20 protein-coding genes are annotated in these 24,457 nt (G+C 37.6%); 13 read left to right on the forward strand and 7 right to left on the reverse strand.

Annotation, left to right across the window (positions count from 1 at the left end):
• Window positions 1-2: 2 nt before the first annotated feature.
• The 3 genes from DEU39_RS01585 to DEU39_RS01595 all read right to left on the reverse strand — a co-directional run bounded on the left by DEU39_RS01585 (window position 3) and on the right by DEU39_RS01595 (window position 4,736).
• Window positions 3-3,101, reverse strand: coding sequence for a SusC/RagA family TonB-linked outer membrane protein (locus tag DEU39_RS01585; RefSeq protein WP_120230676.1), 3,099 nt, complete (start codon window positions 3,099-3,101; stop codon window positions 3-5).
• A 159-nt stretch (window positions 3,102-3,260) separates the two neighbouring features.
• Window positions 3,261-4,157 carry a FecR family protein gene (locus tag DEU39_RS01590; protein ID WP_120230677.1) on the reverse strand — a complete coding sequence of 299 codons (897 nt, stop codon included), beginning with the start codon at window positions 4,155-4,157 and terminating at the stop codon, window positions 3,261-3,263.
• 93 nt (window positions 4,158-4,250) lie between these two features.
• Entirely contained in the window at window positions 4,251-4,736 is a 486-nt protein-coding gene (locus tag DEU39_RS01595) for a sigma-70 family RNA polymerase sigma factor (RefSeq protein WP_183037357.1), read from the reverse strand.
• A gap of 656 nt (window positions 4,737-5,392) precedes the next feature.
• On the opposite strand from DEU39_RS01595, the gene DEU39_RS01600 reads away from it, so the two are divergent.
• The 8 genes from DEU39_RS01600 to DEU39_RS01635 all read left to right on the forward strand — a co-directional run bounded on the left by DEU39_RS01600 (window position 5,393) and on the right by DEU39_RS01635 (window position 12,731).
• Window positions 5,393-6,793 (forward strand): hypothetical protein, encoded by a 1,401-nt coding sequence (locus DEU39_RS01600; RefSeq protein WP_120230679.1) that lies wholly within the window; start codon window positions 5,393-5,395, stop codon window positions 6,791-6,793.
• Between the two features lie 28 nt (window positions 6,794-6,821).
• Window positions 6,822-8,072, forward strand: coding sequence for an RHS repeat domain-containing protein (locus DEU39_RS24625; RefSeq protein ID WP_228436595.1), 1,251 nt, complete (start codon window positions 6,822-6,824; stop codon window positions 8,070-8,072).
• Window positions 8,073-8,083: 11 nt separating this feature from the next.
• Entirely contained in the window at window positions 8,084-8,593 is a 510-nt protein-coding gene (locus DEU39_RS01610; protein WP_120230680.1) for a hypothetical protein, read from the forward strand.
• 11 nt (window positions 8,594-8,604) lie between these two features.
• The gene (locus DEU39_RS01615) at window positions 8,605-9,060 is read left to right on the forward strand and encodes a ribonuclease E inhibitor RraB (protein WP_120230681.1); all 456 of its coding nucleotides are present in this window, start codon (window positions 8,605-8,607) and stop codon (window positions 9,058-9,060) included.
• A 99-nt stretch (window positions 9,061-9,159) separates the two neighbouring features.
• Complete coding sequence (locus DEU39_RS01620; RefSeq protein ID WP_120230682.1) at window positions 9,160-9,927, forward strand: DUF2314 domain-containing protein; 768 nt, start codon at window positions 9,160-9,162, stop codon at window positions 9,925-9,927.
• A gap of 184 nt (window positions 9,928-10,111) precedes the next feature.
• Window positions 10,112-10,273 (forward strand): hypothetical protein, encoded by a 162-nt coding sequence (locus DEU39_RS24260; protein ID WP_183037358.1) that lies wholly within the window; start codon window positions 10,112-10,114, stop codon window positions 10,271-10,273.
• Window positions 10,274-10,299: 26 nt separating this feature from the next.
• Window positions 10,300-11,325 carry a hypothetical protein gene (locus DEU39_RS01630; protein WP_120230684.1) on the forward strand — a complete coding sequence of 342 codons (1,026 nt, stop codon included), beginning with the start codon at window positions 10,300-10,302 and terminating at the stop codon, window positions 11,323-11,325.
• Window positions 11,326-11,519: 194 nt separating this feature from the next.
• Complete coding sequence (locus DEU39_RS01635; RefSeq protein WP_120230685.1) at window positions 11,520-12,731, forward strand: hypothetical protein; 1,212 nt, start codon at window positions 11,520-11,522, stop codon at window positions 12,729-12,731.
• Between the two features lie 4 nt (window positions 12,732-12,735).
• Here the strand turns inward: DEU39_RS01635 and DEU39_RS01640 are convergent, their stop codons facing one another.
• Window positions 12,736-13,509 carry an XRE family transcriptional regulator gene (locus DEU39_RS01640; RefSeq protein WP_120230686.1) on the reverse strand — a complete coding sequence of 258 codons (774 nt, stop codon included), beginning with the start codon at window positions 13,507-13,509 and terminating at the stop codon, window positions 12,736-12,738.
• A gap of 80 nt (window positions 13,510-13,589) precedes the next feature.
• Here DEU39_RS01640 and dinB point away from each other — a divergent pair, with 80 nt between their 5' ends.
• Both dinB and DEU39_RS01650 read left to right on the forward strand, forming a co-directional pair.
• Entirely contained in the window at window positions 13,590-14,738 is a 1,149-nt protein-coding gene (gene dinB, locus DEU39_RS01645) for a DNA polymerase IV (RefSeq protein ID WP_120230687.1), read from the forward strand.
• An 11-nt stretch (window positions 14,739-14,749) separates the two neighbouring features.
• Window positions 14,750-17,797 carry a DNA polymerase III subunit alpha gene (locus DEU39_RS01650; protein ID WP_120230688.1) on the forward strand — a complete coding sequence of 1,016 codons (3,048 nt, stop codon included), beginning with the start codon at window positions 14,750-14,752 and terminating at the stop codon, window positions 17,795-17,797.
• A gap of 737 nt (window positions 17,798-18,534) precedes the next feature.
• Here DEU39_RS01650 and DEU39_RS01660 read toward each other — a convergent pair.
• Both DEU39_RS01660 and DEU39_RS01665 read right to left on the reverse strand, forming a co-directional pair.
• Entirely contained in the window at window positions 18,535-18,924 is a 390-nt protein-coding gene (locus DEU39_RS01660) for a hypothetical protein (protein WP_120230690.1), read from the reverse strand.
• A 12-nt stretch (window positions 18,925-18,936) separates the two neighbouring features.
• A complete protein-coding gene (locus DEU39_RS01665) occupies window positions 18,937-20,268 on the reverse strand; it encodes a hypothetical protein (RefSeq protein WP_147367540.1) in 1,332 nt (443 codons plus the stop codon).
• Window positions 20,269-20,507: 239 nt separating this feature from the next.
• On the opposite strand from DEU39_RS01665, the gene DEU39_RS01670 reads away from it, so the two are divergent.
• Window positions 20,508-21,290 carry a trypsin-like serine peptidase gene (locus DEU39_RS01670; RefSeq protein WP_120230692.1) on the forward strand — a complete coding sequence of 261 codons (783 nt, stop codon included), beginning with the start codon at window positions 20,508-20,510 and terminating at the stop codon, window positions 21,288-21,290.
• Window positions 21,291-21,350: 60 nt separating this feature from the next.
• Here the strand turns inward: DEU39_RS01670 and DEU39_RS01675 are convergent, their stop codons facing one another.
• A complete protein-coding gene (locus tag DEU39_RS01675; RefSeq protein WP_120230693.1) occupies window positions 21,351-22,412 on the reverse strand; it encodes a hypothetical protein in 1,062 nt (353 codons plus the stop codon).
• A 134-nt stretch (window positions 22,413-22,546) separates the two neighbouring features.
• Here DEU39_RS01675 and DEU39_RS01680 point away from each other — a divergent pair, with 134 nt between their 5' ends.
• Entirely contained in the window at window positions 22,547-23,128 is a 582-nt protein-coding gene (locus tag DEU39_RS01680; protein ID WP_120230694.1) for an RNA polymerase sigma factor, read from the forward strand.
• A 60-nt stretch (window positions 23,129-23,188) separates the two neighbouring features.
• Window positions 23,189-24,346, forward strand: coding sequence for a FecR family protein (locus tag DEU39_RS01685; protein ID WP_183037359.1), 1,158 nt, complete (start codon window positions 23,189-23,191; stop codon window positions 24,344-24,346).
• The last annotated feature ends 111 nt before the right edge of the window (window positions 24,347-24,457 follow it).

The raw sequence follows: 24,457 nt of genomic DNA on the forward strand, positions 1-24,457 counted from the left end.
TTTTAAAGGTTAAATTGAATTCCGAAAGAGTATGTTCGGAGTGGAGGTAAAAAACCGGATGTCAATGCTTCAGGGTCTACGCCAAAAAAATTTGTCCAGGTCAGAAGGTTCTGGCCTTGAAAGTAAATCTTAGCATTTTTAAAAATACCCTCAGCTAGTGGTATGGTGTATGCAAGCTGAATATTTTTTAAACGTATGAAGGAAGCATCAGATACGGCAGCAGTACTTGTACGGAAGAGGTTATGTATATTGGTGTTTACGGTGCTGTATGGCATGTAGTAACCTGTAGGGTTCTGTGGTGACCAAACATCAAGCACTTGTGTGGGCTGATTGCTCATTGTTCCCGGTAGTGACATGATGGAGTTGTAATTCCAACCTTTCTTTTTAACAAATTGAAAGAGAATGGATAGATCCCAGTTTTTGTATCGGAAGTTGTTGCTCCATCCTCCAAAATATTTGATACCAATATCGGCCACAACCTGTCTGTCTTCCGGGCTAGTAATTTTACCATCACCATTAAAATCTTTAAACCTATATTGACCAGTTGATGGGTCAATTCCCTCGAATTGATATAATTTTACAATATTTGTGGGCTGGCCAATAACATATTGATTTGCATAGGATGAGCCTGCCAGTCCGGGAAATGATAGCAGCTCGTTACTGGGAAAGCTTATGTTAAAACTTGATTCCCACTGAAGGTCTTTCTTTGCTATCGGGCGCCCCGTAATTTCTATTTCCAGTCCCTTATTTTCGATGGTCGCGTTCAGATTTGCCATAACACTGGAAAAGCCTGTCACTGCCGAAAGTTGATATCCTACTAGCTGACTTGAAGAACGGTTGCGGTAAAGGGCTGTACTGAGGTTTAATCTATTTTTAAAGAAGCCTAGCTCAACTGCGGCTTCCATTTTTTTTGTTATTTCCCAGCTGTAATCTGGGTTGTAAAGGCGGGAAGGGGATAGGCCGGTAATATTGTTGTAGATCAATGTTGATGAAACAATGTAATTATTAAGAAACTGAAAATCACCGATATTGTCACTTCCGGCCGATCCATAACTGGCACGTAACTTACCTGTGCTTAACCATTCAAGATTTTTTAATAGATTTTCTTTCGAGAAATTCCAGGCTGCACCTATTGCACCAAAATTTGCAAACCTATTATTTGGTCCGAATCGACTACTACCGTCACGCCTACCTGTTAAATTCAGTATGTATTTATCTTTAAATTGATAGTTAAGCCTACCATAGATTGCGGCGTATTTATACTCAATATTGGAATTTTCGAGCTTCATTAAAGTTTTTGCAGCGGCTATGTTACTGATGAACTGATTGCTTTCAAAACCAAAACCCAGCTCTTCTTCGGTATCTCGGACCATACTCTGAAAAGTTCCTCCGAAAAGGATCTGTAGATTATGATTGCCCCAGCTTTCTGACCAGTTTATCTGTGGTTCTATAATAAATGAGAAAATGTTTTGCTTTTTCTGGCGTGCCTGTGAATTTGCACTCGAAAGACCACTTCCAATGTTTGGATTATAGATGGTATTTGGTTGTAGGGCCAACTCATCGATTGTCGTATAATTTAGTCCTGTGTTGACCTTAAGTTTAAAGTCCTTAAAAAGCTTGTATTCTGAGTTTAAATTTGTTTGGAACAATTTTGTGTCATTGTTATATGATGCATTATAGGCTGCTAGCGGATTTGTAAATGTATTGTTAGCCCAATTCAGACTTCCATCAGGATTGTAGAGCTGAGGTGATATAGGAGATAGTGTGAACGCTCTCGTTGTCAGATCACTATAAATAACATTGTTTTTTTGTTGTGTGAACAAATTTGAAACGTTGATCTGAAATCGGTTATTTTCTGAGCGATGAGATAGATTTGAGCTAAAATTATTAGAGGTGTATTTAAAGTCCTGTCCATATACCGTTGTCTGTTCGTTATGCCCTAAACTCACTAAAAAGTTTGTGGTTTTACTTCCTCCATTTGCCGATAACTGGGTATTGCTTGTTGTAGCCTTTTTACCTATCAAAATTTTTTGCCAATCAATTTCATTCTGCTGATCCCATACACCATTCACATCATAGGCATTTGCTGGGTAGGTGGCAATACCATCATTTTTATAGGCTGTGCGGCGCATGTTTAGATATTGCTCCTTATTGAGGAGGGTAAGATTGGAGATAGTTTCGCTTATTCCATAATTGGTAGAAAAATTCAGGCTCACTTTGCCAGATTTACCTTTTTTCGTAGTGATCAGTATAACACCATTTGCTCCTCTTGAACCATAGATTGCAGTGGCATCGGCGTCCTTTAGCACTTCAATACTTTCGATATCATTTGGATTGATTGTATTTAACGGGTTGATATTCCCTCCGGGAATGATTGTCGATGAGATCTGGGATTTCTGGGGACTTATTTCGCTAAAGGGAACGCCATCCACAACATAGAGTGGGACATTACCGTTTTGTTCTGTAAAAGATCCTGTTCTTAAGCTGTTTTGACCTCTGATCTGAATCTCAAATCCTGCACCGGGCACACCGCTATTTTGAACAATGTTAACCCCTGACATTCGTCCCTGAACAGTTGATAGAACGTTTGTCACAGGCTGGTTCTCAATATCCCTCGCTGAAACTTTCGCAATGCTTCCAGTTTTATCTTTGTCCCTGACCTTGTAGTATCCGGCGTTTATGGTTATTTCATCAATGGTGTGGATATCAGATGATTCGCTTACGGTGTCTCTGTGAGCGGTTGATTGTTGGGATAATTCTGTAGTAGAAGCTTTGGGGCTGTCTTTTTTCGGCCTGATGATAACGCTATTATTGTCGATAAAAATTTCGACGGGAACATCCCTCAAAATTTTATTGAGACAGTCCATTACCAGTTCATTTTTACATTTAGTTGGCTGAACTGAATAATCTTTAAGATCATCGTTTGAGTAAATCTTATCTTTTACATTTTCTGATAGAAATTTCCCTACAGCTTCTGATGCAGTTGTTTTTCCAGTTTCAAAATTTACCCTCTTTGTGGAGAGTTTTTCTTGGGCATACAGCCCTTGGCAGCCTATTGATAAGACGAGAATCAATAGTACTGCTCTGCAAAGTTTTTTCATTATTTTTGCATTAGTATTTATAATTAATAATCTATCGAACAGTTATTGGTTGAATACTTCTTGGCCGACGGTTGCACCCGTCGGTCTCTTTATTGTATTCTTCAACACCAGGTTCATTAGGAGTATGGAATCAAGGCAGGAGTATGGATCGACCATAGTCTATTCCTCCAATTGAAATGTTTTATCATTTATTTTTGTGGTTTTTAGGTTCAGTTTGAGTGAGATGAGTCTTATCAAATCCGCTGCTGTGGCTTTTTCTTTTGTAGCACTAATTTTTGAATTTGCAAAAGCTGGCGGGAACTGAATTACTATGCCGTAGGTATTTTCTAATATTTTTATGGCATTAGAAAGTTCTAAATCAGTTAGTGAAACTGTTGCCGAATTGTTGCTTTGAGATTGACCTGTACTTTTAGTATCAACAATGGTCGCAACATTTTTAGATCCTTGATTGGAGAATGTTTCTTTCGGATGTATAATAAATGTTTCTGCTGGTTTTTCAGTTTTTATAACCTGCACTTTACCCTCATACAGGTCAACATTGAAGGTTGTTTTATCCTGCGTGATTTTAAAAACTGTACCCAAAACTTTTGTTTCATAAAGTCCGGCATGTACGATGAAGGGATGATTTTTGGATTTGGTTACATTAAAAACTGCATCCCCTGTGAGAAAGACATCTCTTGTTGCTGCTGGAAATGATTTCTCTACCGTTAATATGGCTCCCTTTGCCAAGATAGCTGTTGATCCGTCCTTTAAAGTAACTTTCAAATCATCATGATATGCCCTATAGACTTCAGGAAGAAAGAGCGTTCTGTAGGCTATAATACTGAAAATAATAACTAGGGAAGCGGCGACCAGCATGGAAGAATAACGGAACGTCTTTCTCCTTCTCTTTTGTGCTTCATGTGCTTCTATTCTCGCATAAAGTTTTCGATGAAACTCTTTTGCTTCCTGCTCTGTAGGAGGCTCTATATCTACATCTGAATCATTTGTGAGGCTATCCCATAACTCTTTTGCTTCATTTATCGCAGTTGGTTGTGAGTGTTTTCTCCTGTTCATAATAAAGTGCTTTATTATGTATACCCGAAAACGGAAATAATAGCCCCCCTGTAAAACAGAACTTTAACTGAAATTAACTGATTTTAACAAATTTTAAGAATTGTTTTGATGTTCTCGAAGAAATATAAGTGCCTTTCCGATCTGTTTTTTTACAGCTTTAGTGGATAAATTGAGTTGTATTGCGATTTTTTCCTGAGTAATGCCCTCATACTTGTTCATGGTGAAAATTTTCCTTCTTATGGGAGGAAGCTGGTCAATATTCAACTTCAAAAGTTCCAGTTCTCTGTCTTTTTCAAGCTGAGCCTGGAGAAGTTCGGCAGAGTCATCGAATAATTGGAGATTACTTAGTTCTGTGGTAAAAGGTTGCTTATTCAGATTCGAGAAGTATTTTGAAATTTCCTGAACGCAAGTTTTTACGATTGCACTTTCAGTGTTCTGCTGGTTAAGTGAATTCCTGTAAATCCATAAATGAAAAAAAATATTCTGCATAACGTCGAATACATCATCGCGGTCTTTGACTTTTCGGGCCACCATAACAAAAATACGATTCCAATATGTATCATAAATTTGCTGAAACATAAGATCGTGATTGTTTGTATGACGTGAAAATAACGGCATTCTAGGTTATTTAGGAATTTCGCAGTTCTACAAATTTAAGTATAATTTATTAAAATTGTATATTTTAGTAATATATTTGCATTTTTGTGGTGTAAACACTTAACTGAATTGTACTTTATCGGCGATTTTAGCCATTTATCAGAATTTTTGAAAGCTATATCATATTTTAGTGATAATAATTATCGTTTATAAAAATATTTATATCTTAGTACCCTAAATTTTATCGAAAATAAAGCGTAAGCTGTCAAAAAGGTTTGAGAAAACTGCGAAACTTCCAAATAACCTCCTATTGACAGACTTACGCCTGTGCATCGTCATACGGGCATGGGCTAGGTCGTCATTAGGTTATGGGTTCTTCGCAGTACCTCTCAAAGATGACGTATCTGGTTTCATGCCTTTTGTATTTTCCCAGGAATGCATCAGTTTAATACCTTATAATTTTATCTATTATACGACATGTTTTGTCGTTCTGACAGAATAATTTCGCTTATAGATCTTTGATAAAGAACAATCTATCAGAGAATCTGATAATATTTCCGTGAAAATACGGATACCGTAGTGTTATAAATTAAAATATATTGCGAAGCCAAAATTAACCTTAAAAACACACCTATGAGATGAGACAAATATTATTATTTAGCCTATTTTTATGCTATCACTATATCTATGGACAGATTCCAAATCTGCCGCAAAGACCTAGTGTTAGCAATCTTTACAGTATACCTGCGGGTCTGAATAATCAACCCACCCCTAGACCTGCCTCCCCAAATATTAATGCTAATTCAAATCTTTATAAAAAAAAGACTACCCACCAAGACGATCAGGAAGAGATTAACAAAGAGGTTGAACGCCAGATGGCTTTAATCAGGGAAGAAGCTGATGCAAAACGCTATAATCTCAGCCCTTTATCCGAAAAGAAAGGAACTGACTCTTACTACAGGGCCTATGATAATTTACTAAAGCTCGATCCCGAGGGGTACACACTTGCAGATGCTGTATTTATCGTTGAAAATGCATACAACAATAATGACAGGAATTTTCATTCGGATTATCAGCAGCAGATACAGAAAGCTACTTCGATAATCAGGCAAGATATTAAGAAAAATGGTATTGATGAATCTGACAATGTTGCTAAAAACCTTTCAATTTTCAAATACTTTGCACAGGATACCAAGCAGAATGGAAAAGTTGTCCACAAAGCGGTCAAATATGATTTTGATGACTATATGGGGGCAAAAGACTACAGTAAAATGTTTGTTTCCAAACTGATGAAATCCAACAGTGGCCAATGTCATTCTATGCCATTGTTGTATTTGATCTTGGCAGAACAGATCGGTGCAGAAGCCTTTTTGGTTATGTCACCTAACCATTCTTATATACGTTTTAAGGATAATGATGGCGAAGTGTTGAGCGTAGAGTTGACCAACGGGATGTTTTCAGCAAATTCGTTTGTTCTGAATTCAGGATATATTAAAGCTGAAGCCCTCAAGAATAAGCTTTATATGCAAAATTTAACAAAGAAAGAAGTTCTTTCGCAGACTTATGTGGATCTCGCCAGCGGGTATATCCACAAATTTGGCTATGACGAGTTTGTTGCCAAAGTTCTAGGTAAGGCGCTGGAGCTGAATCCGAACAATATTAATGCAACCCTATGGAAAAGCAATACTGACCAAATGAGGTTTATGCAAGCCTGTAACCGTCTAGGTATCGATCCTGAAAATAAAGAACAGCTGCAAAAGATCAGGAGCTATCCGCCCCTGGAAGATCAGTTTCTGGGTATCAAGGCTGGTTTTGATTACATCGATCAATCAGGTTTTGCCCAGATGCCTCCGGAGCAGTATGAACAATGGTTAGGATCATTGAAGAGTACCGAAAATAAGCAAAAAAGTGATGAGATTGCTGAACGGGCAAGACTACTCAACGCCCAAAAACAGCGTGAAGAAGCTAAAAAGGTAAAAGCAATTACACCGAAGAAGGAAAGTCCTAAAGTGTATGCTATTCCAAAGGAATTTTTATAACCATATAATTCAAAATACAAACTTAAATATGAGAAGGATTTTATTATTTATTCTGCTGTTTTTTATTGGATTTAACCAAGCGCAGGTAAAACAGAATAAGAAATTGACCGGTAAAAAGGAGTGGGTCAATCCGGTAAAACTTACCAAAGAAGAAAAAGCAAGACCTTACATGAGTGAGGTTCTAAAAACCAGAGATTCCTTAACGCCAGTTGAGGCGGAAAGAAGAAGAAAAAATATTGAGGCGGGTAACCCATTTAAAAAATATGGCTATTATCCGAAGGTAGCTACGCTGAGCAAGGGAAAGTATCTTGAATTTCATGATCAGGATAGCATCGTTACCATTGGTTCTGTTACTTTTAATGTTAAAAAAGGGGAAATCGTTGATTTTATTGAAGTAAATTTAGATGATCCCGATGCACAACCGATTGGTGATACGCATGGCAGGTGGATCAGTCCCGATCCTTTAAGCGAGGAGTTTTCGAATTGGACACCTTACAATTATGCCTTTAATAATCCCATTAAAAATATTGATCCTGATGGAAGAGCGGCTTTTGATTGGGTGCATAATAGGGAATCAAATACTGTTTATTGGAATAACAATGCCACAAGTCAATCCACGGCTGGAGCAAATGAAACCTATTTAGGAAAATCAGGAACTTATACAACTGAAAATGGAACTACAACGGCGTTAAATGCTAATGGTTCTTATACCAACAATTCTCTTTTAGCACCCTTAGGGGTTATGACCAATTTAGATCCCCTAATTCACGCGGGTGATATGGCGCCTGGATTAAGTATGGCGATGTTTGGCGATCCTAATGCTCCAACAATAAGCGGAATTCCAGATTCAAGAGGAAAAACAGAGATTCAAACACTTGTTGCGGAAAATCCGTTAGTTCAGGATGCTGTCATTGGTGCAGTAACAGGAGGTGCGCTAAACGCTATTATTAGAAGGGCAACAGTTGCTACCGAAACAACGGAAAAGCTACATGGATTATATGAAGGCTTAAATGCTGCAGGGGAAGTTAAGTATATTGGAAGAACCAGCCAGCCATTTGCTTCTAGATTTGCTCAACATGCTGCTAAGGGCGGTGAGAAGGGCAGTCTATTTTTCAGACAAATAGAAGGTGCTTCTGGAATGACATTGCAGGAAGCTCGCGTAGCAGAACAGAATTTGATCAATCAGTATGGACTACAGAAAAATGGAGGTCAGTTATTAAATAAAATAAATTCAATTGCTCCCAAATATTGGAGTAATTTTGGGGTTAAAGCACCTTAAAAAGAAATAAAATGGCAAAAAGAGTTAAAACGGAGATCGGTGATATGTTTTCAGTAACCTTGGATAATGGGAAAAAGAAATATTTTCAATATATAGCAAACGATTTAACCCAATTAAATAGTGACGTTATCCGTTCCTTCAAAAGAGAATATCCAAGTGATGAAATTCCTGTCTTTGCAGAAGTAACAGCTGGAGAGATTGACTTTCATGCACATACAATGATTAATATCGGGGTAAAACAAGCTTTGTTTACGCAGGAGGGAAAAAGTACTGTTTATCCTGCCATAGACAATATTCTATTTAGAGATACAAATGATTATGGCAAAAAAGTCGGTGAAGAACCTATAAAGGTTTCCGAAAACTGGTATGTGTGGAAAATTAATGATAAAGATTTCACAAAGGTAGGTAAACTGGTAGGGGAGAATACCAACGCGGAGGTAGGAATTGTAATTCCCCCATTTGCTATCGTAGAAAGAATCAAGATTGGAAAATATAATTTCGTTTATCCAGACTTTTCTTAAAAAGCGCAGAGATGATTAGAGTATTAATTGTATTATTTGTTCTTGCAATTAGTCTTTCTTGCGATAAGAAGAAAGACAAAGTGATTGTTGATTCGTCTTCTGTTGTAGACTACAAGATTATTGAGTCGACATATTCTGATGACGAAAAGGCCATAGAGGAGTTAGATAGAAAGGCGGTTATTGATTTGTACAAAAATGGAATTGAAAGGAATTCAAAACATAAAATTGAATTCTTCTTTATAAGTTCAAGTGCGGAAAATGCAAAGAAATTAAATAAATACTTAGAACTTATGGGGTATACAGCTGGATATAGGCAGATGCATGATAAAAAGGATTTTGCCGTAATTGGTTACACAAAGCCTGTGTCAATTAACGAAGAGGCAGTTGTTGGATGGGCAAAAGAAATGTCTAAAATAGCAGAAAAGAATAGTAGTGTTTTTGATGGATGGCAGATTGCTGTAAAGTAATAAAAAACTGTATACATCTTGTAAAAAACTTAAAGTGTTAGGAGCTTTCTTAGGCATCTTAATACAAGAATTTAACCCCCGCCTAGTTTGACCCATTAAATGAAAAATATCTTAGAATTCGAGATAAATGACGATTATCTCTACTTATTATATAAGGCAAAAAACACAATTTGGTATTTCAATGAAATAATTGGTGATGGTTATTGCGGTTATTCGGCCATTAAATTTAAGAATAAGAGCGAAATTTTTGTGTGGTTGGAAAATGTCAGAGTTGAGAACGACCGTTACCACGGCGTGTTGCCAGAAAACAACGAGGTCCATAGTATTTTGATTGCTGAGGCTGTAGATTGGATGTTAATTGTGGATCAGCGGTTGATTGGAGGTTATACAATTCGATATTACAATGAGACATTGTCAGAAGATAAAAAGGTTGATTTCGAAATACACTGTGGATTTCGGATTGATCTTGGAAATGATTTATTTAAGGCAGACCGGTCAACTGCGGAAGGGGCAATTATTGCACTTGAGAATTTTTACAGTGAAAAAAATATAGAAGGTGTTCTTTCATGTAAGGATTTTAATATGGAAGCTGAAAATGTTCTGCTTGAAAGCAATTTGGAATTTAGCAAGGACATACATTCAAAAATTAAAACCGTTCTTAAAATATCATTATTAGAAGATCTTGAAAGGAATGGATTTCCAAATTTCGAAAACATAGAAAGGGTATTTACCTTGCTTGATAGTCGGGCAGGGCAGCAGCTTATTGAGGAAAGGATAATATTTGAAGATGGCTCAACGGTAAGTAATAAATTTTGGGTAGGTTTTATAAAAGATGATGGCTGGAAAGTACTGAATCTAGTGGACTGAAAACTATTATGAAAAGTGGATAACCATGAAATTAGATAAAATTATTAAGGCGGTAAGGACGAATACAATAAATGAACTGCTTAGTGGTGACCTGAGCAATACCGACTATGAGAACATTATTCTGTATGCAGAATTCACGGTCAGTACTGATGCAGATTATAAATTTTTTCGATCTCGAAACGATATGTCGGGATTACTAAAAGAAGAACAAATATGGTTCGAACGTCTTTGCTCACTTAACCAGCTTTGTTTCTTAATAGATCACTTCCTTTCACAATATGGTCGGAAAACCGATGATATATTGGCGATCGATATCATTGATCATCTGGATAATCAGAACAATTAAATATACCCATTTTTGGGACCCTAATTATGAAATACTTTTATATCTCTTTATTTATTTTCATTGCCGGTTTGGTAAAATCGCAGGAGAACCGATTTTATGATGAAGCGTATTTAACTATTGATAATATGCTCAATGATAAGCAGAAATATAATTTTAAAGTGGCTGTCCTGAGTACGGAGAATGCATATTATCAAGGTAAGTTAGATACGGTTGAAGTAAACAGGAAAATAAAATTTATGGCAAATTTCTGTAAAACTATTCTTCGAAATCGGAACCTTACATATAATGAAACAGATAAAGATAAGGTTAGTAAATATGCGGCGATTTTTTCAGTTATCTGTGAAGAGACACCTATTTTAATCGATCAAGATACGGTACACTATAAACCATTTACATACGATTTTGAAGATGTCTTCGGACACAAAGATCTAACAAGCCTTTTTGTTTCAAAACTGGTAACTACGCAGAGAGGAAATTGTAATTCATTACCATACCTCTACAAAATTCTTGCGGAGGAAATCGGTGTTGAAGCAAATCTTGCGCTGGCACCAAATCATATTTATATCAAACATAATATAAAATCCATTGGCTGGTATAATACAGAATTAACCAGTGGTATCTTTTCGCAGGACGCCTGGTTGATGGCATCGGGATTTATTCACTTAAATGCCATTGAAAATGGGATTTATATGAAAGCATTAGATAATCGCGAAAGCCTCGGTTTATGTTTAGTCGATCTGGCGAATGCTTATAAACGGTCTTTTCCTGAAAGTGACGGGAGCTTTGCGCTAAAATGTGCTGAAAGGGCCTTGAAAGTCAGTCCAAATTTAATAACAGCATTACTATTGCGGGCAGAAACTCACAAGGAACAATATCTGAAAATGGAAAAATCTGATCCAAAAGCAAAGGAACTTCTTTCGTCATTGAACAAAGAGTACAATTATATTCACAAGATTGGGTATAGAAATATGCCTGAAGGGATGTATCTGGAATGGCTCGTTTCTCTTAAGACGGAAAGAAAAAAATATGAAGACGTTAGGTTAAAACGATAATCTTCCAGAGGTTTATTATTTATGTTGACTTAGGTTTGATTTTGCAAAGAATGAAGTTGCATATCGTGAGTTCAATTTCTTTATATTTGGGTAAAGCTAAATTAGGATCGGCTTCTTTGCAAAACTGGGAAGCTAGCTGAATTACAAATCGTCATTGTTAAGAAAGATTCGACAAAAACTTTAAAATTTTAGGTATGGTACATCCGCTTAAATGTAAAAGATGTGGGGATTATAGATTTATTGAATTTGCAGGGGTAAACTTCAATGATGCAGATAATAAGAAAGGTTTCGGAATCAAAATACCTTTTTATTTATGTAAGAGCTGCGGTGACAGGGAAAGTATTCTTCCCGGTGATAATTTCATGAAGTTTAGAGATGAAATGATCGGCGAAATAAAGGAAGGGGAGTTTTTTGAAATGCCTTTGAAATACGTTTTTTCAAAGCTTGATACAGAAAAGAGATTTAAACGATATGATCATTTGGGATTTCAATATGATCCTTTAGATTACTATATAATTCCAGGATTATATCGTCCGGAGGATGATGGATATTTGACTCCGGTTTTCTTCGATAAGGATCTTTTGATTTATTATAATGGCCATCCTGATTACTCAGTAAAATTTACCTCGTTTTCTTCTTGTAATATATATTTCAAAGGAGAACCATTATTTAGTTGGGGATTTGGAATAAACAGGAATGGAAAATTGTTTAAATGGCTTGGTGATCTTGATGAAGATTTCAGGGATGAAGATATGAAGCCCCATCTGAAACGATTTCAAGCCTCAAACGTTCCGTCCGATCATGAAGTTTTTTCAAAATTTTATTTAAGTCAGAATCCATATTCTCCAGATGATGCTTTTCAGAATTCTGATAACGAAACACGCTTATTTTATTTAAAAAATCAATTCAATTCTGAAATTAGAGATAAATTTGGAATAGATCTCACCAAAGTTGATGTCAGCAAGTTATCTGAATATTATAAGCCCCCGATAATGGAAGAGAGGGAGCAGGTATTTTCTGCGTTTCTCAGTTTAAATAAATATCTTGTAGAGAATATTCAAGATCAATCGCTAAGAGAAATCTTAAAAAAATCTGGTTTAGCTGATGAAGATTTAGTAAATAAAGAGGGTAGAAAGTTAGGCAGTTTAAAGCTTTTATCATTGTTCATTGAAAGAGTGCTTTTGAAAAGTGACGCAGAAACATTGATTGCACCTCTATTTGTGCTGAATGATTTGAGACAATTACATGGGCACCTAAGTGATTCCAGTTTTGTGAAACGGTATAACTCGTGCAAACAAAGGTTGGGTCTCCAGGAGACTGCAACTGATCTGGAGGTATTTAAAGCCTTGGTGAAAAAGCTAAATGAATTTTATGAAATTATCATTGATAAAAAGGATGTTGATTAAGTATTTACCGGGCTTTTAATTCCCTTACCTCTTGCATCAATTTTATCAGCATTGATTTTATATCATCTCCAGCGAAGTCAATTATTTCCTGTTCCCTAGATGAGAAACTGCCTGCATATTGCCAAATCTCCCAAAGGTCAGCAAATGAAATATCGTAACTATCATAAAATGTATTGTCAGATTTTACGGTAATGGAACTGTCGTTGATAGTTTCAATGCGTTTGAAAGTAAATCCTGTGCGGGTTACCAGTACATGCGTTTTGCCTACACTGATATCTTGAATACTCTCAACGTATTTTCCGACAATGTAAGTGCCATCCTGATAGGGAGGCATTGAGTCGCCTACTGCTGGAAAAGCTCTATATTTTCCGTTATGTAGGAATGGTAGTGACATTGTTTGCAGACTTTCAATATATTCTGGATCAGCATATCCTGACAGGTAGCCCATTGAGGCTTTGTAGGGTATTATTTCTATTTTATTTTCTCCTAATGAATCAGTTTTTATGGGTAGCAGGATCCTATTATCCGGAAGGTTAAGCATTTCCTGCAGCTTATATTTTCTTAGATCTACAGTCAGCAGCAGATCTGTACTGATGTGGTAATATCTTGAAATCGCTAGCAAAACTTCCAGCGGAGGCGAAGCTTTTGCGGTCTCATATTTTGCATAAGAAACTCTTGTCACAAACAGCCTGTCAGCAATCTGCTGTTGCGAGAGTTCCGGTATCTGCTGCATCCTTAAATACCTTATGTTATCAGCTAAAATAGAGCGTGTTGACATTTTGTGAATATTTTTCACAACAAATGTAATATAAATTGTGAAAAATCTTATCAATTTTGCTAAATAAATTAGTAAACGATATGGAGCGATCGATAGTGCATTTGGATCTGGATACGTTTTTCGTATCCTGCGAAAGACTGATAAATTCCAGTTTAGACGGGATTCCACTGATCATTGGTGGAGGTGACAGGGGTGTTGTTTCTTCATGTAGCTATGAAGCAAGAACGTTTGGAGTACGGTCAGCTATGCCCATGAAAATGGCGCTTCGTCTCTGCCCGCAAGCAAAAGTTGTCAAAGGCGATATGGAACTGTATTCCAAGATGTCACATATGGTCACTGAGGTGATCGAGGAAAGTGCCCCGGTAATGGAAAAGGCTTCAATTGATGAGTTTTATCTGGATCTAACTGGGATGGACAGGTTTTTCGGAGCTTATAAATGGACCAATGAACTCGGAGCCAAGATCGAGAAGGAAACAGGTTTACCCATCAGTTATGCACTATCGACGAATAAAACCGTAAGTAAGATCGGGACTGGCGAGTCAAAGCCTCACGGACATCGAGAGATTCCTTCATTTGGTGTTCAGTCATTTTTAAATCCTTTGTCTATAAAAAAAATGCCGATGGTCGGCAGTGCAACTTTCCAGCTTTTTTCGAGAGTCGGTATCAGGACTATCGGCACACTTTCAGAAATGCCTGTTGATGTACTCCAACAGATGATCGGAAAAAATGGAGTCGATCTCTGGAAAAAGGCGAATGGTATTGACGAAACCCCTGTTATACCTTATTCCGAAAGGAAGTCAATTTCAAAAGAGAGGACCTTTGGCAGTGATACGATGGATGTTTTTGAGGTTAAAAGCCTAATATCGGGTATGGCAGAGCAACTTGCCCACCAGCTACGTCAGGAGAAGTGGCTGACTTCTACAGTTGTGATCAAGATCAGATACTCCAACTTTGATACGGAGTCTAAGCAATGTCGAGTGTCCTATACTTCCTCGGACCATACATTGGCTCGGGTTGCGCTGGAACTTTTTGATAAGATTTATACCAGACGTATGAGGCTCCGTTTAGTGGGTTTACGATTCACGGATCTTGTTCATGGAAGTTATCAGATGAACCTTTTTGAAGATAATGCAGAGCTCATTAGTTTATATCAGGCGATGGACAATATCAAGAACCGTTTTGGTAAAGATGCGGTTGGTCGTGCAGTTGGCTTCAATTTTTTACGTTAGTATGCGCAAGTATGTTTTTAAACTGTCATTCCTTTCACAGTCTTCGCTATGGTACACTTTCCATAGACGATCTCATATCCCAGGCTTTAGCATTGGGAGTCAAGGAACTTGTTCTAACCGATATAAATACGGTGACCGGCATCTACGAATTTAAAAAGAAATGTGAAAAAAATGATATTCGTCCGGTTGTAGGAGTAGAAGTGCGTAAGGGCAGTGAACTGTACTATATAACGATTGCAAAGGACTTTAGAGGACTTTCAGAAGTTAACAGAATGCTTACTTCGTATATTTGTGATGGGTTCGATTTACCGTTACAGCCGGATTTAAACGACAATTTTATTATTTATCCTCTGGATAATTTCCCTAAAAATCTTCGTGATAATGAATATATCGGAATCCGTGAGGATGAACTCAATCTGTTGATACGACCTGAATTAAAAAGGCTAATATCAAAAATGGTTGTTCTCTGCCCGGTTACATTTAGGACAAAGAAGGAATATAATCTGCATAGGATCTTACGTGCCATTGATAACAATTTACTTCTTTCCAAACTTCCGGAAAAAGAAGTGTGCAGAAAATCGGAATATTTGCGGTCTTTTCAGTCAGTATGTGAAATCTACCGTTATTATCCGGAGATAATTGAAAATACGCAAAAATTACTGTCACAGTGCAATTTTGAATTTGCTTTTTCTACACCAAGAAATAGGAAGCATTATACAGGAACCAAAGCTGACGACCTAAAACTGCTCACCCGTTTAGCTTATGCTGGTCTGGAACGACGGTACGGTAGAAATCATGAGCAGGCAAAACAGCGGATTGAGAAAGAGCTAAAGGTCATCGATGAATTAAACTTTAGCGGTTATTTTCTTATCACCTGGGATATCATTCGATATAGCAATAGTATGGGTTTTATGCACGTAGGTAGGGGGAGCGGGGCCAATTCGATTGTTGCATATTGTCTAGGGATCACGGACATTTGCCCAATAGAGCTTGACCTATATTTTGAGCGGTTCCTGAATCTTAACCGAAAAAGTCCGCCTGACTTTGATATCGATTGGTCATGGCAGGAAAGAGATATCATTCTGGATTATATTTTCAATAGATACGGTAAAGCGTATGTCGCCTTCTGCGGTACTAATGTAGAGTTTAAATACCGTTCGATCATTCGGGAAGTAGGCAAAGCATTTGGACTACCCAAGGAGGAGCTTGACGAGCTCAGCAAATATCCAGAGCGTGTATTTCGAGACGATATAGTTAAGCAGGTGCAGAAGTATGGGAAGCTGCTCGAAAAATTTCCCAACCAGCGGAGTATGCACTCCTGCGGGATTATTATTTCCGAGGAACCGTTGACAAATTTTACAGCCCTTGAGTTGCCTCCAAAGGGATTTCCCATTGTACAGTGGGACATGCATGTTGCTGAGGAGGTCGGTTTTGAAAAATTTGATATTTTATCACAAAGAGGGCTTGGTACGATTAACGATACCGTAAGACTACTGGAAGAAAAAAGGGGAATCAAAGTCAATATAAAAGACACTACGATTTCCAAAGATGAACAAAAATGCAATGAATATTTAAGTCAGGGAAGAACCATAGGCTGTTTTTATATTGAATCGCCAGCTATGCGCGGTTTGCTCAGAAGGTTAAAATGCGATAATTATAAGGTTTTGGTTGCGGCATCATCTATCATCAGACCTGGAGTTGCCCAATCGGGCATGATGCGGGAATACATCTTTAGGCATAACAATCCGGACAAATTTGAATATTTCCATCCTGTTTTTGAGAAGCAGTTAGGGGAGACCTATGGCATTATGGTGTACCAAGAAGATGTGATCAAGATTGCTCTGCATTATGGAGGAGTTTCTGCTGCTGACGGGGATATTCTGCGAAGAGCTATGAGCGGAAAAGGTAGGTCACTTTCGGCACTTCAAAAAGTGAAGGACGATTTTTTTGCATCTTGCAGAGAACAGGGGCATCCTGAGGAGTTAAGTAAAGAAATTTACCGGCAGATCGAATCTTTTGCAGGGTATTCATTCTGTAAGGCTCACTCAGCTTCTTATGCAGTAGAGAGTTATCAATCGCTGTACCTGAAAGTTTATTATCCAGTGGAGTTTATGGTTTCAGCGATAAATAATATGGGCGGTTTCTATAGGACAGAGGTCTATGTACACGAGGCAAGGATGTCAGGGGGTGTTATATTGAATCCATGTGTAAATAAAAGCGAGTATGAAACAACGATTTATGGAGAGGAAATATATCTGGGACTGATGCTGCTTGAAAAAGTTGAATCGAAACTTGCTCAGCTGATACCAAAGGAAAGAAAGGCAAATGGGGAGTATAGGTCAATGGAAGATTTTATCAAGAGGGTTCCAATTGGCATTGAGACTTTGCAAACGTTGATCTTTATCGGAGCATTCCGTTTTTCTGGTGTGCCAAAAAATGAACTATTGCTCAAAGCGCGCATTCTATTGGGCGATTTTAAACCGGAGAAAAGATTTCAGACTCTTTTTGAAGAACCGATCAAGGAATACAAATTTCCGGAGTTAAAAAGAAATGTGTTTGAGGATGCTTTCGACGAAATCGAGATTTTAAGTTTTCCGGTATCCTGTACACCTTTCGATCTACTTCAGACAAAATATAGAGGAAGTGTTATGGCGAAAGATCTCACGGTACATCACAAAAAGGAAGTAAAGATGCTCGCCTATCTTATTTCAAGGAAACATGTTCCGACGAAGCGGGGGATAATGTTTTTTGGAACGTGGATAGATGCCCACGGGAATTATTTTGACACAGCCCATTTTCCGGACTGCCTTGAAAAGTATCCTTTTCAAGGTGGGGGATGTTATCTTTTATTGGGCATAGTGGAGGTGGATTTCCATTTTCCGACGATCACCATCACCAAGATGGCAAAGATGCCATTTATTACTGATCCACGGTATTCGCACGATGAGGAAAAGAAATATGAGGCCCAGCAACGGATCAAAGAAGATGTCAGCTTGACTTTTAGAGCACCATATCCACAGGAGCATGAAATCGGGCTTCCTAGAAAAAAAATGTTTTAAGTACTATCAATAAGGAAAATGAATTAATGAGATTACGGGAATCCGTAAGCAGATCTGAAATTAATGCTTAAATTTGCAACCGAAAATTGAGAATCTTATCTCGATTAAAGGTCATATAATTAGTCAATATTAAAAGTATAATATATTTCAAACATACGTATTAGGCTGCTTACAGTTTTAATACGTTTCATGGTTATTAGTTTTTAAACGCATCTTTAAAAGATGCGTTTTTTTATGGATGTATTAAAAAAAAAACTCCCATGTAATGAGAGTTTTTCCAAGCGTAAAGATTCCTAATTATATAAAATTAAAACTTCTGCCATCTATTCCCTGATTCGAAGGGAACTCGATTTTTCTTTATTTTTTCCCAATCGCGATACGCGAAATGTCTGCTAACAGTTAAATAATATCGCCACCGCCAAAAGCACAGTGGATTTATTCTATACAACCTAAAAATTTCCATATTGACCATTTCCGGTTTCGTATCATGGATAAATCCATAAGTTGTCCATTTGCTCATCCAAGGGGAATAAACTTCCATGTATTCAATGCTGGTAAAAGTGGCGTTTGCATTAGCATATCGAAAATGATCACTATCTATGGCCTTCAATATTTCCGTACCTATAATTGGTGTATTGGGTATTACCAACACAAATCGTACAATTCCTTTAATGAATTTTCTTTTCATATCCTTTTCTGACAATTCGTGCTAGCTGGCGGAACTACACGACTTAATGCTACATTACTTTAGAGGCCTCGACCTTTTTCTTCTCCATATTCTTTTCGATGATATCGGGGTCCATATAGTCAAAATGCACACCATTAACTAAATAATTTTTCCACCGCCAAAAACATAATGGATTGATTTTGTACAATCTGTATAGCTTCCGGTTTTCCAGTGCGGGAGATGTCATTTTTACCCAATATTCAAAATGAAGGTCTGAGAAACCTGGGCTTTTAAAATTAAAATCCTGGGTTATTGTATATGACCCATCTAAATTTGCATATCGATAATATCCCTCATCTAACCGGTGGGAGATATCCTTACCGATAAAAGGTAGATTTGGAATCAGGAGAATAGTGCCAAGGACTATTATAATTGCTTTCTTCATATTTTTCTTCTTCATAAGATTGTTTTATTAGTTGCATGGAGTAGTGCTGGTCGGTGCGAAGCCTTGTGAAAGCGAAACACCAGCGGTTCCCGCCGTCTTCATGTCACTCAGCTTTAAATATAAACTTGAAGGTGTCTTGTAGCCAATTGGGCTATTGGGCACTTGCAATCCCGTTCCGCCCATTGCCGCATTAAAAACCTGTAACGCATAATTTGTGCAGTTATAATCATTAAGATCGTATTGCTTTGCACTTCCCGCTAAGGCTGCGTTTCGTGCATTATTAAATGCGGCTTCAGTAACTGTTATCGTATAACTGCCGTCGTTTCTGCGTTTTGCAGGGTCTTCCTGTCCAATTGCAGAGTTTTCGGCGTCTTTAATCGCAGTCATCCAACTGCCCGCACTTGGATAAAAGCCAAAAGTCAGCGAACGGGTTGCAGATCCGTTGGTTTTTTGCATTGTTATATAAGCATGCCCAGGATCGTCTGCAGAAACATTGTAAACCTGATAAGGGTTGCTAGGATTGGCTAGATGGCTATGAATCGTAACCTTGTAGGTGGTTTGTGCATTAGAAGGGATATTACTGAAACAATTTAAAATCTCCTGAATATCAATCGGTTCAGTCGGAGCTTCGTAATAAGTTGAGGCAGGTGCACCGCTGCCACCTCCATGACTACCGCCACCTCCGCCGCCGCCACCTCCGGTTGCGGTACCGCTGCACGTTGTGTATAGATAAGTCCAATAAGCGGTACCGTCGTCAAAATATTCTACGAGATACCACTCGCTACATACAACAGGTATATTCTTACTTGTGTCAGGTTTTCCGTTTTCTTTATTTGCGTTGGTATCGGCGTCCTTAGTCTTTAATTGAAGGTTTACGTTTTTAAGTCCACTTGAATCAAGTGATTGGCTGTATACCAAGATATCGTCAAGATTATATATCATATAATATACTTTGCCTAGATCCTCACTTCGATGCACTTGTTTTTTGACGAAATTGGAAATAGCATGGTCTGAAAACTCCGCTACAGTACGTGTGTCTGCGAAAATGTTCACTTTATTGGCGCCAGCTACTTTATTCCCTTCAATAGTAAATACAAGGTTTTGTTGCATCGAATTATCTGGTCCTAGGTTTGTGCCGTTCTCCAAGGGGACGATAAGCGTTGTATTCTTATTATCAATCTTTATAAGCTGTGATTTTGACCAATCTAAGGGAAAAGGCTTCCCGTTGTCTTCATACCATTTTTTGGCTACCGCTGTTTCTTCGGTTTGAGGATATGTTTCAATATCCCTTTCACATGACTGTAGCAGCATAATTGTGAATACTGCATAAATTAAGTTTCTGAAAATGTTTGTTAACATGTTATATGGTTTATAGGTTAGTGTCGCTGTATTTCTTTGTCTTATGAACTATTGAAACTAAATTAAGCCTATAAAAGCTTAAATCTTTTGACAAAAGGCAAAAAATTAATTAGTTATTAATCCAGATAGCGGGCTTGGTCTTTCCAAAAGATGATTGCAGAATTTTTTAGGTTTAGTCTGTGTTTTTTATCATCAAAATATTGTAACTTTATTCATAGCCCATTAGAAACTAATTAATTATGAAAAAGTCAATAGCAATCCTGTTATTATTGCTAACCAGCTTTTATGGTTTTGGACAATTACCTTCAAAACTGGAAAAGATCAGCAATACAAGAATAAATCCTTTCAACAATATTTGTTACCTTAATATTTACCGTGACAGGGCCTGGCCGAAAAAAGATGGTTCCAATGCATCAACAGGTTTCTTTATTGCTCCGAATATAATACTGACGGCTGCCCACAATATTCATTCTGTTAAGGGTAGCAAAGTAACATCAATAGAAATCATCCCAGGTAAAAATTATAAAGAATTCCCTTACGGAACATTGGAAATAAAAGGAGAAAAGGAATGTGATGCTGCTATTAAAACGCACCCCGAATATTCGTTCCTCCAACTTAGCGGTAACAGAATTAAGCACGATTTTGGTGTAATCATTTTGCCAATTACAAATTTTAAAGATTTAAAGAAAAATACCTTTGTTCTTGATGATAACTATTCTTTAAAAGCTGGAGACACGCTAAATGTCGCAGGATATCCCGCTGATCCCGATTATGGTTATGATGGTGATTTTATTACTTTTCAGAAAGATATATGTTCATTTGTTGGCAATAAGATCTTTAATCATAATTTAGACACCTATAGAGGAAATAGTGGATCACCAATTTGGGTAAATAGTGATGGTAAAAATATTTTGGTAGGTGTTCACACTTTTGGGAATGCTGGAACCTTGTTGGACAAAGAAAATATGGCTTTGATCAAGGAATGGTTAAAATCTTACAGTATGACTGCCGATAATCAGTAATTTACAACTAAAACTTTAAAACACCAGATTTAGCAAGTGTAAATCTGGTGTGTAGAAATGTTATTGACTGAGCAGGGCTTTTCGTACCTTACTAATTTCTATCCTGTCGACGAGGTTTGACGTCAGGTAATTTTTAACATAAGTATTATTGATTTCCGCACTGAACATATTTTCCACTTTACTAACGAATCCTATTCCAATTGAGGCCGAGATATTTCCTATCATATCAGGACCCAAGGAGTTAAATTTTGTTTTGAGATCTGCTTTTAAAGTTTCTTCTGTCAATTTCGTCTTATTTATTTTTCCATCCAATTTGAATACCACTAATCCGGTCGTTGCTGCACGCTGGCTTCCTGGAGCAGCATAATCTAGAAGTGCTCGCGCAAATCGGTCTGTTCCCAGTTTACTTTCAGATATACCATTCAATGACTGTGAGAGTCTATCGAGGTAATCATCACGAAATTCTATAATCATCATAACTCCGTTGTAAGAGGTTTGGGAATTTATAAGGGAACTGAGATAATTTACGAGCGTTGCATCAGCATCAATATTGTTTGCTTTTAAATTCGCTTTTATGTTGGCTTCAATGGTCGAACTGAATTTTTTTGTAACCTTTTTTTCTAGTTGAAACGGTGCCGAGGTTATCGAGAACCGATCATTTTGAATCAGATTTCCAATTTCAATAAATTCATTTTTGAATAGAAGGCTCTTTTTGTCTTCGTACTTTGTTAGTTTTTCCCATTCAGTACAGAATTTAATGAAGTCAGGTCTTCCGACTATATCTTTATTGCGTTTCATTCGTGGAAGAGCAGCATTTTCATAGTATTCCATATTTATTTCATCTAACAGAGGATAAGAAGCTTTATCAACATAATTAAAAAGCATATTCGGCTCAATACTTGAAAAATGATCTCTGTAACTTCCAATCGTTTCGTATGGAAAGTCGTTATTTCTGACAAGAACTTTCTTCAGTTCTAAATTCCATTTTTGATGTTCAACTTTCGTCGCACCGATAATGTCCTTAACATCTAAGTCTGTATTGAAAATTCGTACTTTTCCTTGAGCAGATGTGATTTGGGTTGTAGCCATTAATAGAAAAATGGCCATAATAATGGTTTTCATATTTAAAATAGTTTAAAGGTTATAGCTACTTAAAGTTAAGAATTCACAATCACAAGAGCTTGAATTTTTTTTTAAATTTTCCATATTACACAACATTACTTAACTTTACTTAATCATTTACCAATTGCCCTATTATGACATCCCGGAATGTGATCGACGAAAGGGCACTGCTTTCCCAGTTTCAAAGCGGTGATAAATTGGCTTTTGACCGTATTTTCACGATGTTTCATTCTTCATTGGTATTTTTTGCAGACCGGTTACTTCTGAATATCGGGATGGAAATTTCAAAGGAGATCGTGCTGGACATCTTTCTGAAATTATATGACCGGAGGGAAGGATTTGAAACGCTGTCAAATATCAAAGCGTTTCTATACATATCCGTAAGAAATAGCTGTATCAAGGCTATTGAAAAGGAGAAAGTAAATCAGAAACGGTTTGACCTGTACTCCAAGAACTTTGACGAGTTTGAAAAAAATGTACTGGATAGTATTGTTCAGACCGAAGTATATGAAGAGCTTTACAGAGCAATTGATCTGTTGCCTGAACAATACCGGCTCATTATGGGCAGGCTTGTCAGCGGTGATACACCAAAAGAAATATCCGAGGAGCTCGGTATTCCTGTCAGTACGATAAATACCCAAAAATCAAGAGCACTTTCACTGTTGAAAAAATCCCTTTCAGGTGCCGGAATCGCACTTTTAATGATTTATTCCTGATTTTTTAATTTTTTTGAGACAACGCCATATCTTTTCGGGTTTCTATTTAAAATGAAACCGATGGATGAGCAACGTATTCTTGATGAGTTAAAGATTGTCCCCCTTCTGACAAAGATTTTACGAAGAGAGGTTCTGACCGTTCTTGAAGAGAAAACGGTTGAGGTCTGGCTCAGTCAGAGCAGTGAGAACCGTGCTTTCTTTGAACACCTGAAAGACGACGAGCATGTTGCCAAAGAACTTTTAAAGCGGGAGCTTGCTGGTGCCAGCACTACTTCGGAACTTGAAAAATTACATGGGGTTTTGAAGAAACGCCATTCCCATTATAAGCGTGTTGTTTATTGGACCTCCGCTGCTGCTGTACTGCTGTTTTTTTCGCTTACCCTGCTTCTGTACAGGTATTACCAGTCCAGACAGTCCATTGATGAAACCGTCACTATAGCCACGGCCGACATTGACCCGGGTAAGGATAAGGCGACATTGACTTTCGACGATGGTCAGGTCATTGATCTGGAAGGCAAGACCGTGAAGAGCGATGCCAATGGTGTAACCTATCTGGACGGCAAGGCTGTTTCAGCGTCAAAGACGCAGTTTGCGACACTTACTACACCGCGTAAAGGACAATATAAAGCAGTGCTGCCGGATGGAACGACAGTCTGGCTTAATGCCGAATCCAAACTTAAGTATCCTACAAAATTTGCAGGTGAGGAACGACTGGTTGAACTTGAAGGTGAAGGCTATTTTGAAGTTACGCACAATGCTTCAAGTCCATTTATAGTGGAATCAAAAGGCCAGCGGGTCAAGGTTCTTGGAACAAAGTTCAATATCAATTCGTATGCTAACGAGGAATATTCAAGGACAACACTTATTAGCGGAAGTGTTGAGCTAAGAAATTTACAAAATGAGCTCTTGGTGAGACTGAAACCCGGGGAGCAGGGTAGATTTGTGCTGGGTGGTATTGACGTCAAAAAAGTTGATGCGGAGTCTTTTATAGGTTGGACTGAGAATGAATTCCAATTTAAAGGAGCACAACTGGTGGAGGTGCTAAGGCAACTGGAGCGGTGGTACGATATCGATGTGGATTATAAGAATGTTCCGAGTACAAAAGTCTATGCTACAATTAGCCGGGATAAAAAATTGACGAGCGTACTCTATGCGCTTGGAGAAATTACAGATTTAAATTTTAAAATGAGCGGAAGGAGGATTGAGATCAAGAAATAAAGATTTACTGTTTCATATGTTGGCCTGAAATAATGCCGGAGTGTTAGCGCACTCCGGCGATCGGGTCTATATACTAGAGTTTCGAGCAACTAATAATTAACCCTACACAAA

The organism is Chryseobacterium sp. AG363 (assembly GCF_003610675.1).
Lineage (GTDB): Bacteria > Bacteroidota > Bacteroidia > Flavobacteriales > Weeksellaceae > Chryseobacterium > Chryseobacterium cucumeris.

Excerpts from the sequence above, each read along its gene's own strand:
- DEU39_RS01585 (WP_120230676.1), bottom strand. The coding sequence starts at position 3,101 with ATGAAAAAACTTTGCAGAGCAGTACTATTGATTCTCGTCTTATCAATA.
- DEU39_RS01590 (WP_120230677.1), bottom strand. The coding sequence starts at position 4,157 with ATGAACAGGAGAAAACACTCACAACCAACTGCGATAAATGAAGCAAAA.
- DEU39_RS01595 (WP_183037357.1), bottom strand. The coding sequence starts at position 4,736 with ATGTTTCAGCAAATTTATGATACATATTGGAATCGTATTTTTGTTATG.
- DEU39_RS01600 (WP_120230679.1), top strand. The coding sequence starts at position 5,393 with ATGAGACAAATATTATTATTTAGCCTATTTTTATGCTATCACTATATC.
- DEU39_RS24625 (WP_228436595.1), top strand. The coding sequence starts at position 6,822 with ATGAGAAGGATTTTATTATTTATTCTGCTGTTTTTTATTGGATTTAAC.
- DEU39_RS01610 (WP_120230680.1), top strand. The coding sequence starts at position 8,084 with ATGGCAAAAAGAGTTAAAACGGAGATCGGTGATATGTTTTCAGTAACC.
- DEU39_RS01615 (WP_120230681.1), top strand. The coding sequence starts at position 8,605 with ATGATTAGAGTATTAATTGTATTATTTGTTCTTGCAATTAGTCTTTCT.
- DEU39_RS01620 (WP_120230682.1), top strand. The coding sequence starts at position 9,160 with ATGAAAAATATCTTAGAATTCGAGATAAATGACGATTATCTCTACTTA.
- DEU39_RS24260 (WP_183037358.1), top strand. The coding sequence starts at position 10,112 with ATGTCGGGATTACTAAAAGAAGAACAAATATGGTTCGAACGTCTTTGC.
- DEU39_RS01630 (WP_120230684.1), top strand. The coding sequence starts at position 10,300 with ATGAAATACTTTTATATCTCTTTATTTATTTTCATTGCCGGTTTGGTA.
- DEU39_RS01635 (WP_120230685.1), top strand. The coding sequence starts at position 11,520 with ATGGTACATCCGCTTAAATGTAAAAGATGTGGGGATTATAGATTTATT.
- DEU39_RS01640 (WP_120230686.1), bottom strand. The coding sequence starts at position 13,509 with ATGTCAACACGCTCTATTTTAGCTGATAACATAAGGTATTTAAGGATG.
- dinB (WP_120230687.1), top strand. The coding sequence starts at position 13,590 with ATGGAGCGATCGATAGTGCATTTGGATCTGGATACGTTTTTCGTATCC.
- DEU39_RS01650 (WP_120230688.1), top strand. The coding sequence starts at position 14,750 with ATGTTTTTAAACTGTCATTCCTTTCACAGTCTTCGCTATGGTACACTT.
- DEU39_RS01660 (WP_120230690.1), bottom strand. The coding sequence starts at position 18,924 with ATGAAGAAGAAAAATATGAAGAAAGCAATTATAATAGTCCTTGGCACT.
- DEU39_RS01665 (WP_147367540.1), bottom strand. The coding sequence starts at position 20,268 with ATGTTAACAAACATTTTCAGAAACTTAATTTATGCAGTATTCACAATT.
- DEU39_RS01670 (WP_120230692.1), top strand. The coding sequence starts at position 20,508 with ATGAAAAAGTCAATAGCAATCCTGTTATTATTGCTAACCAGCTTTTAT.
- DEU39_RS01675 (WP_120230693.1), bottom strand. The coding sequence starts at position 22,412 with ATGAAAACCATTATTATGGCCATTTTTCTATTAATGGCTACAACCCAA.
- DEU39_RS01680 (WP_120230694.1), top strand. The coding sequence starts at position 22,547 with ATGACATCCCGGAATGTGATCGACGAAAGGGCACTGCTTTCCCAGTTT.
- DEU39_RS01685 (WP_183037359.1), top strand. The coding sequence starts at position 23,189 with ATGGATGAGCAACGTATTCTTGATGAGTTAAAGATTGTCCCCCTTCTG.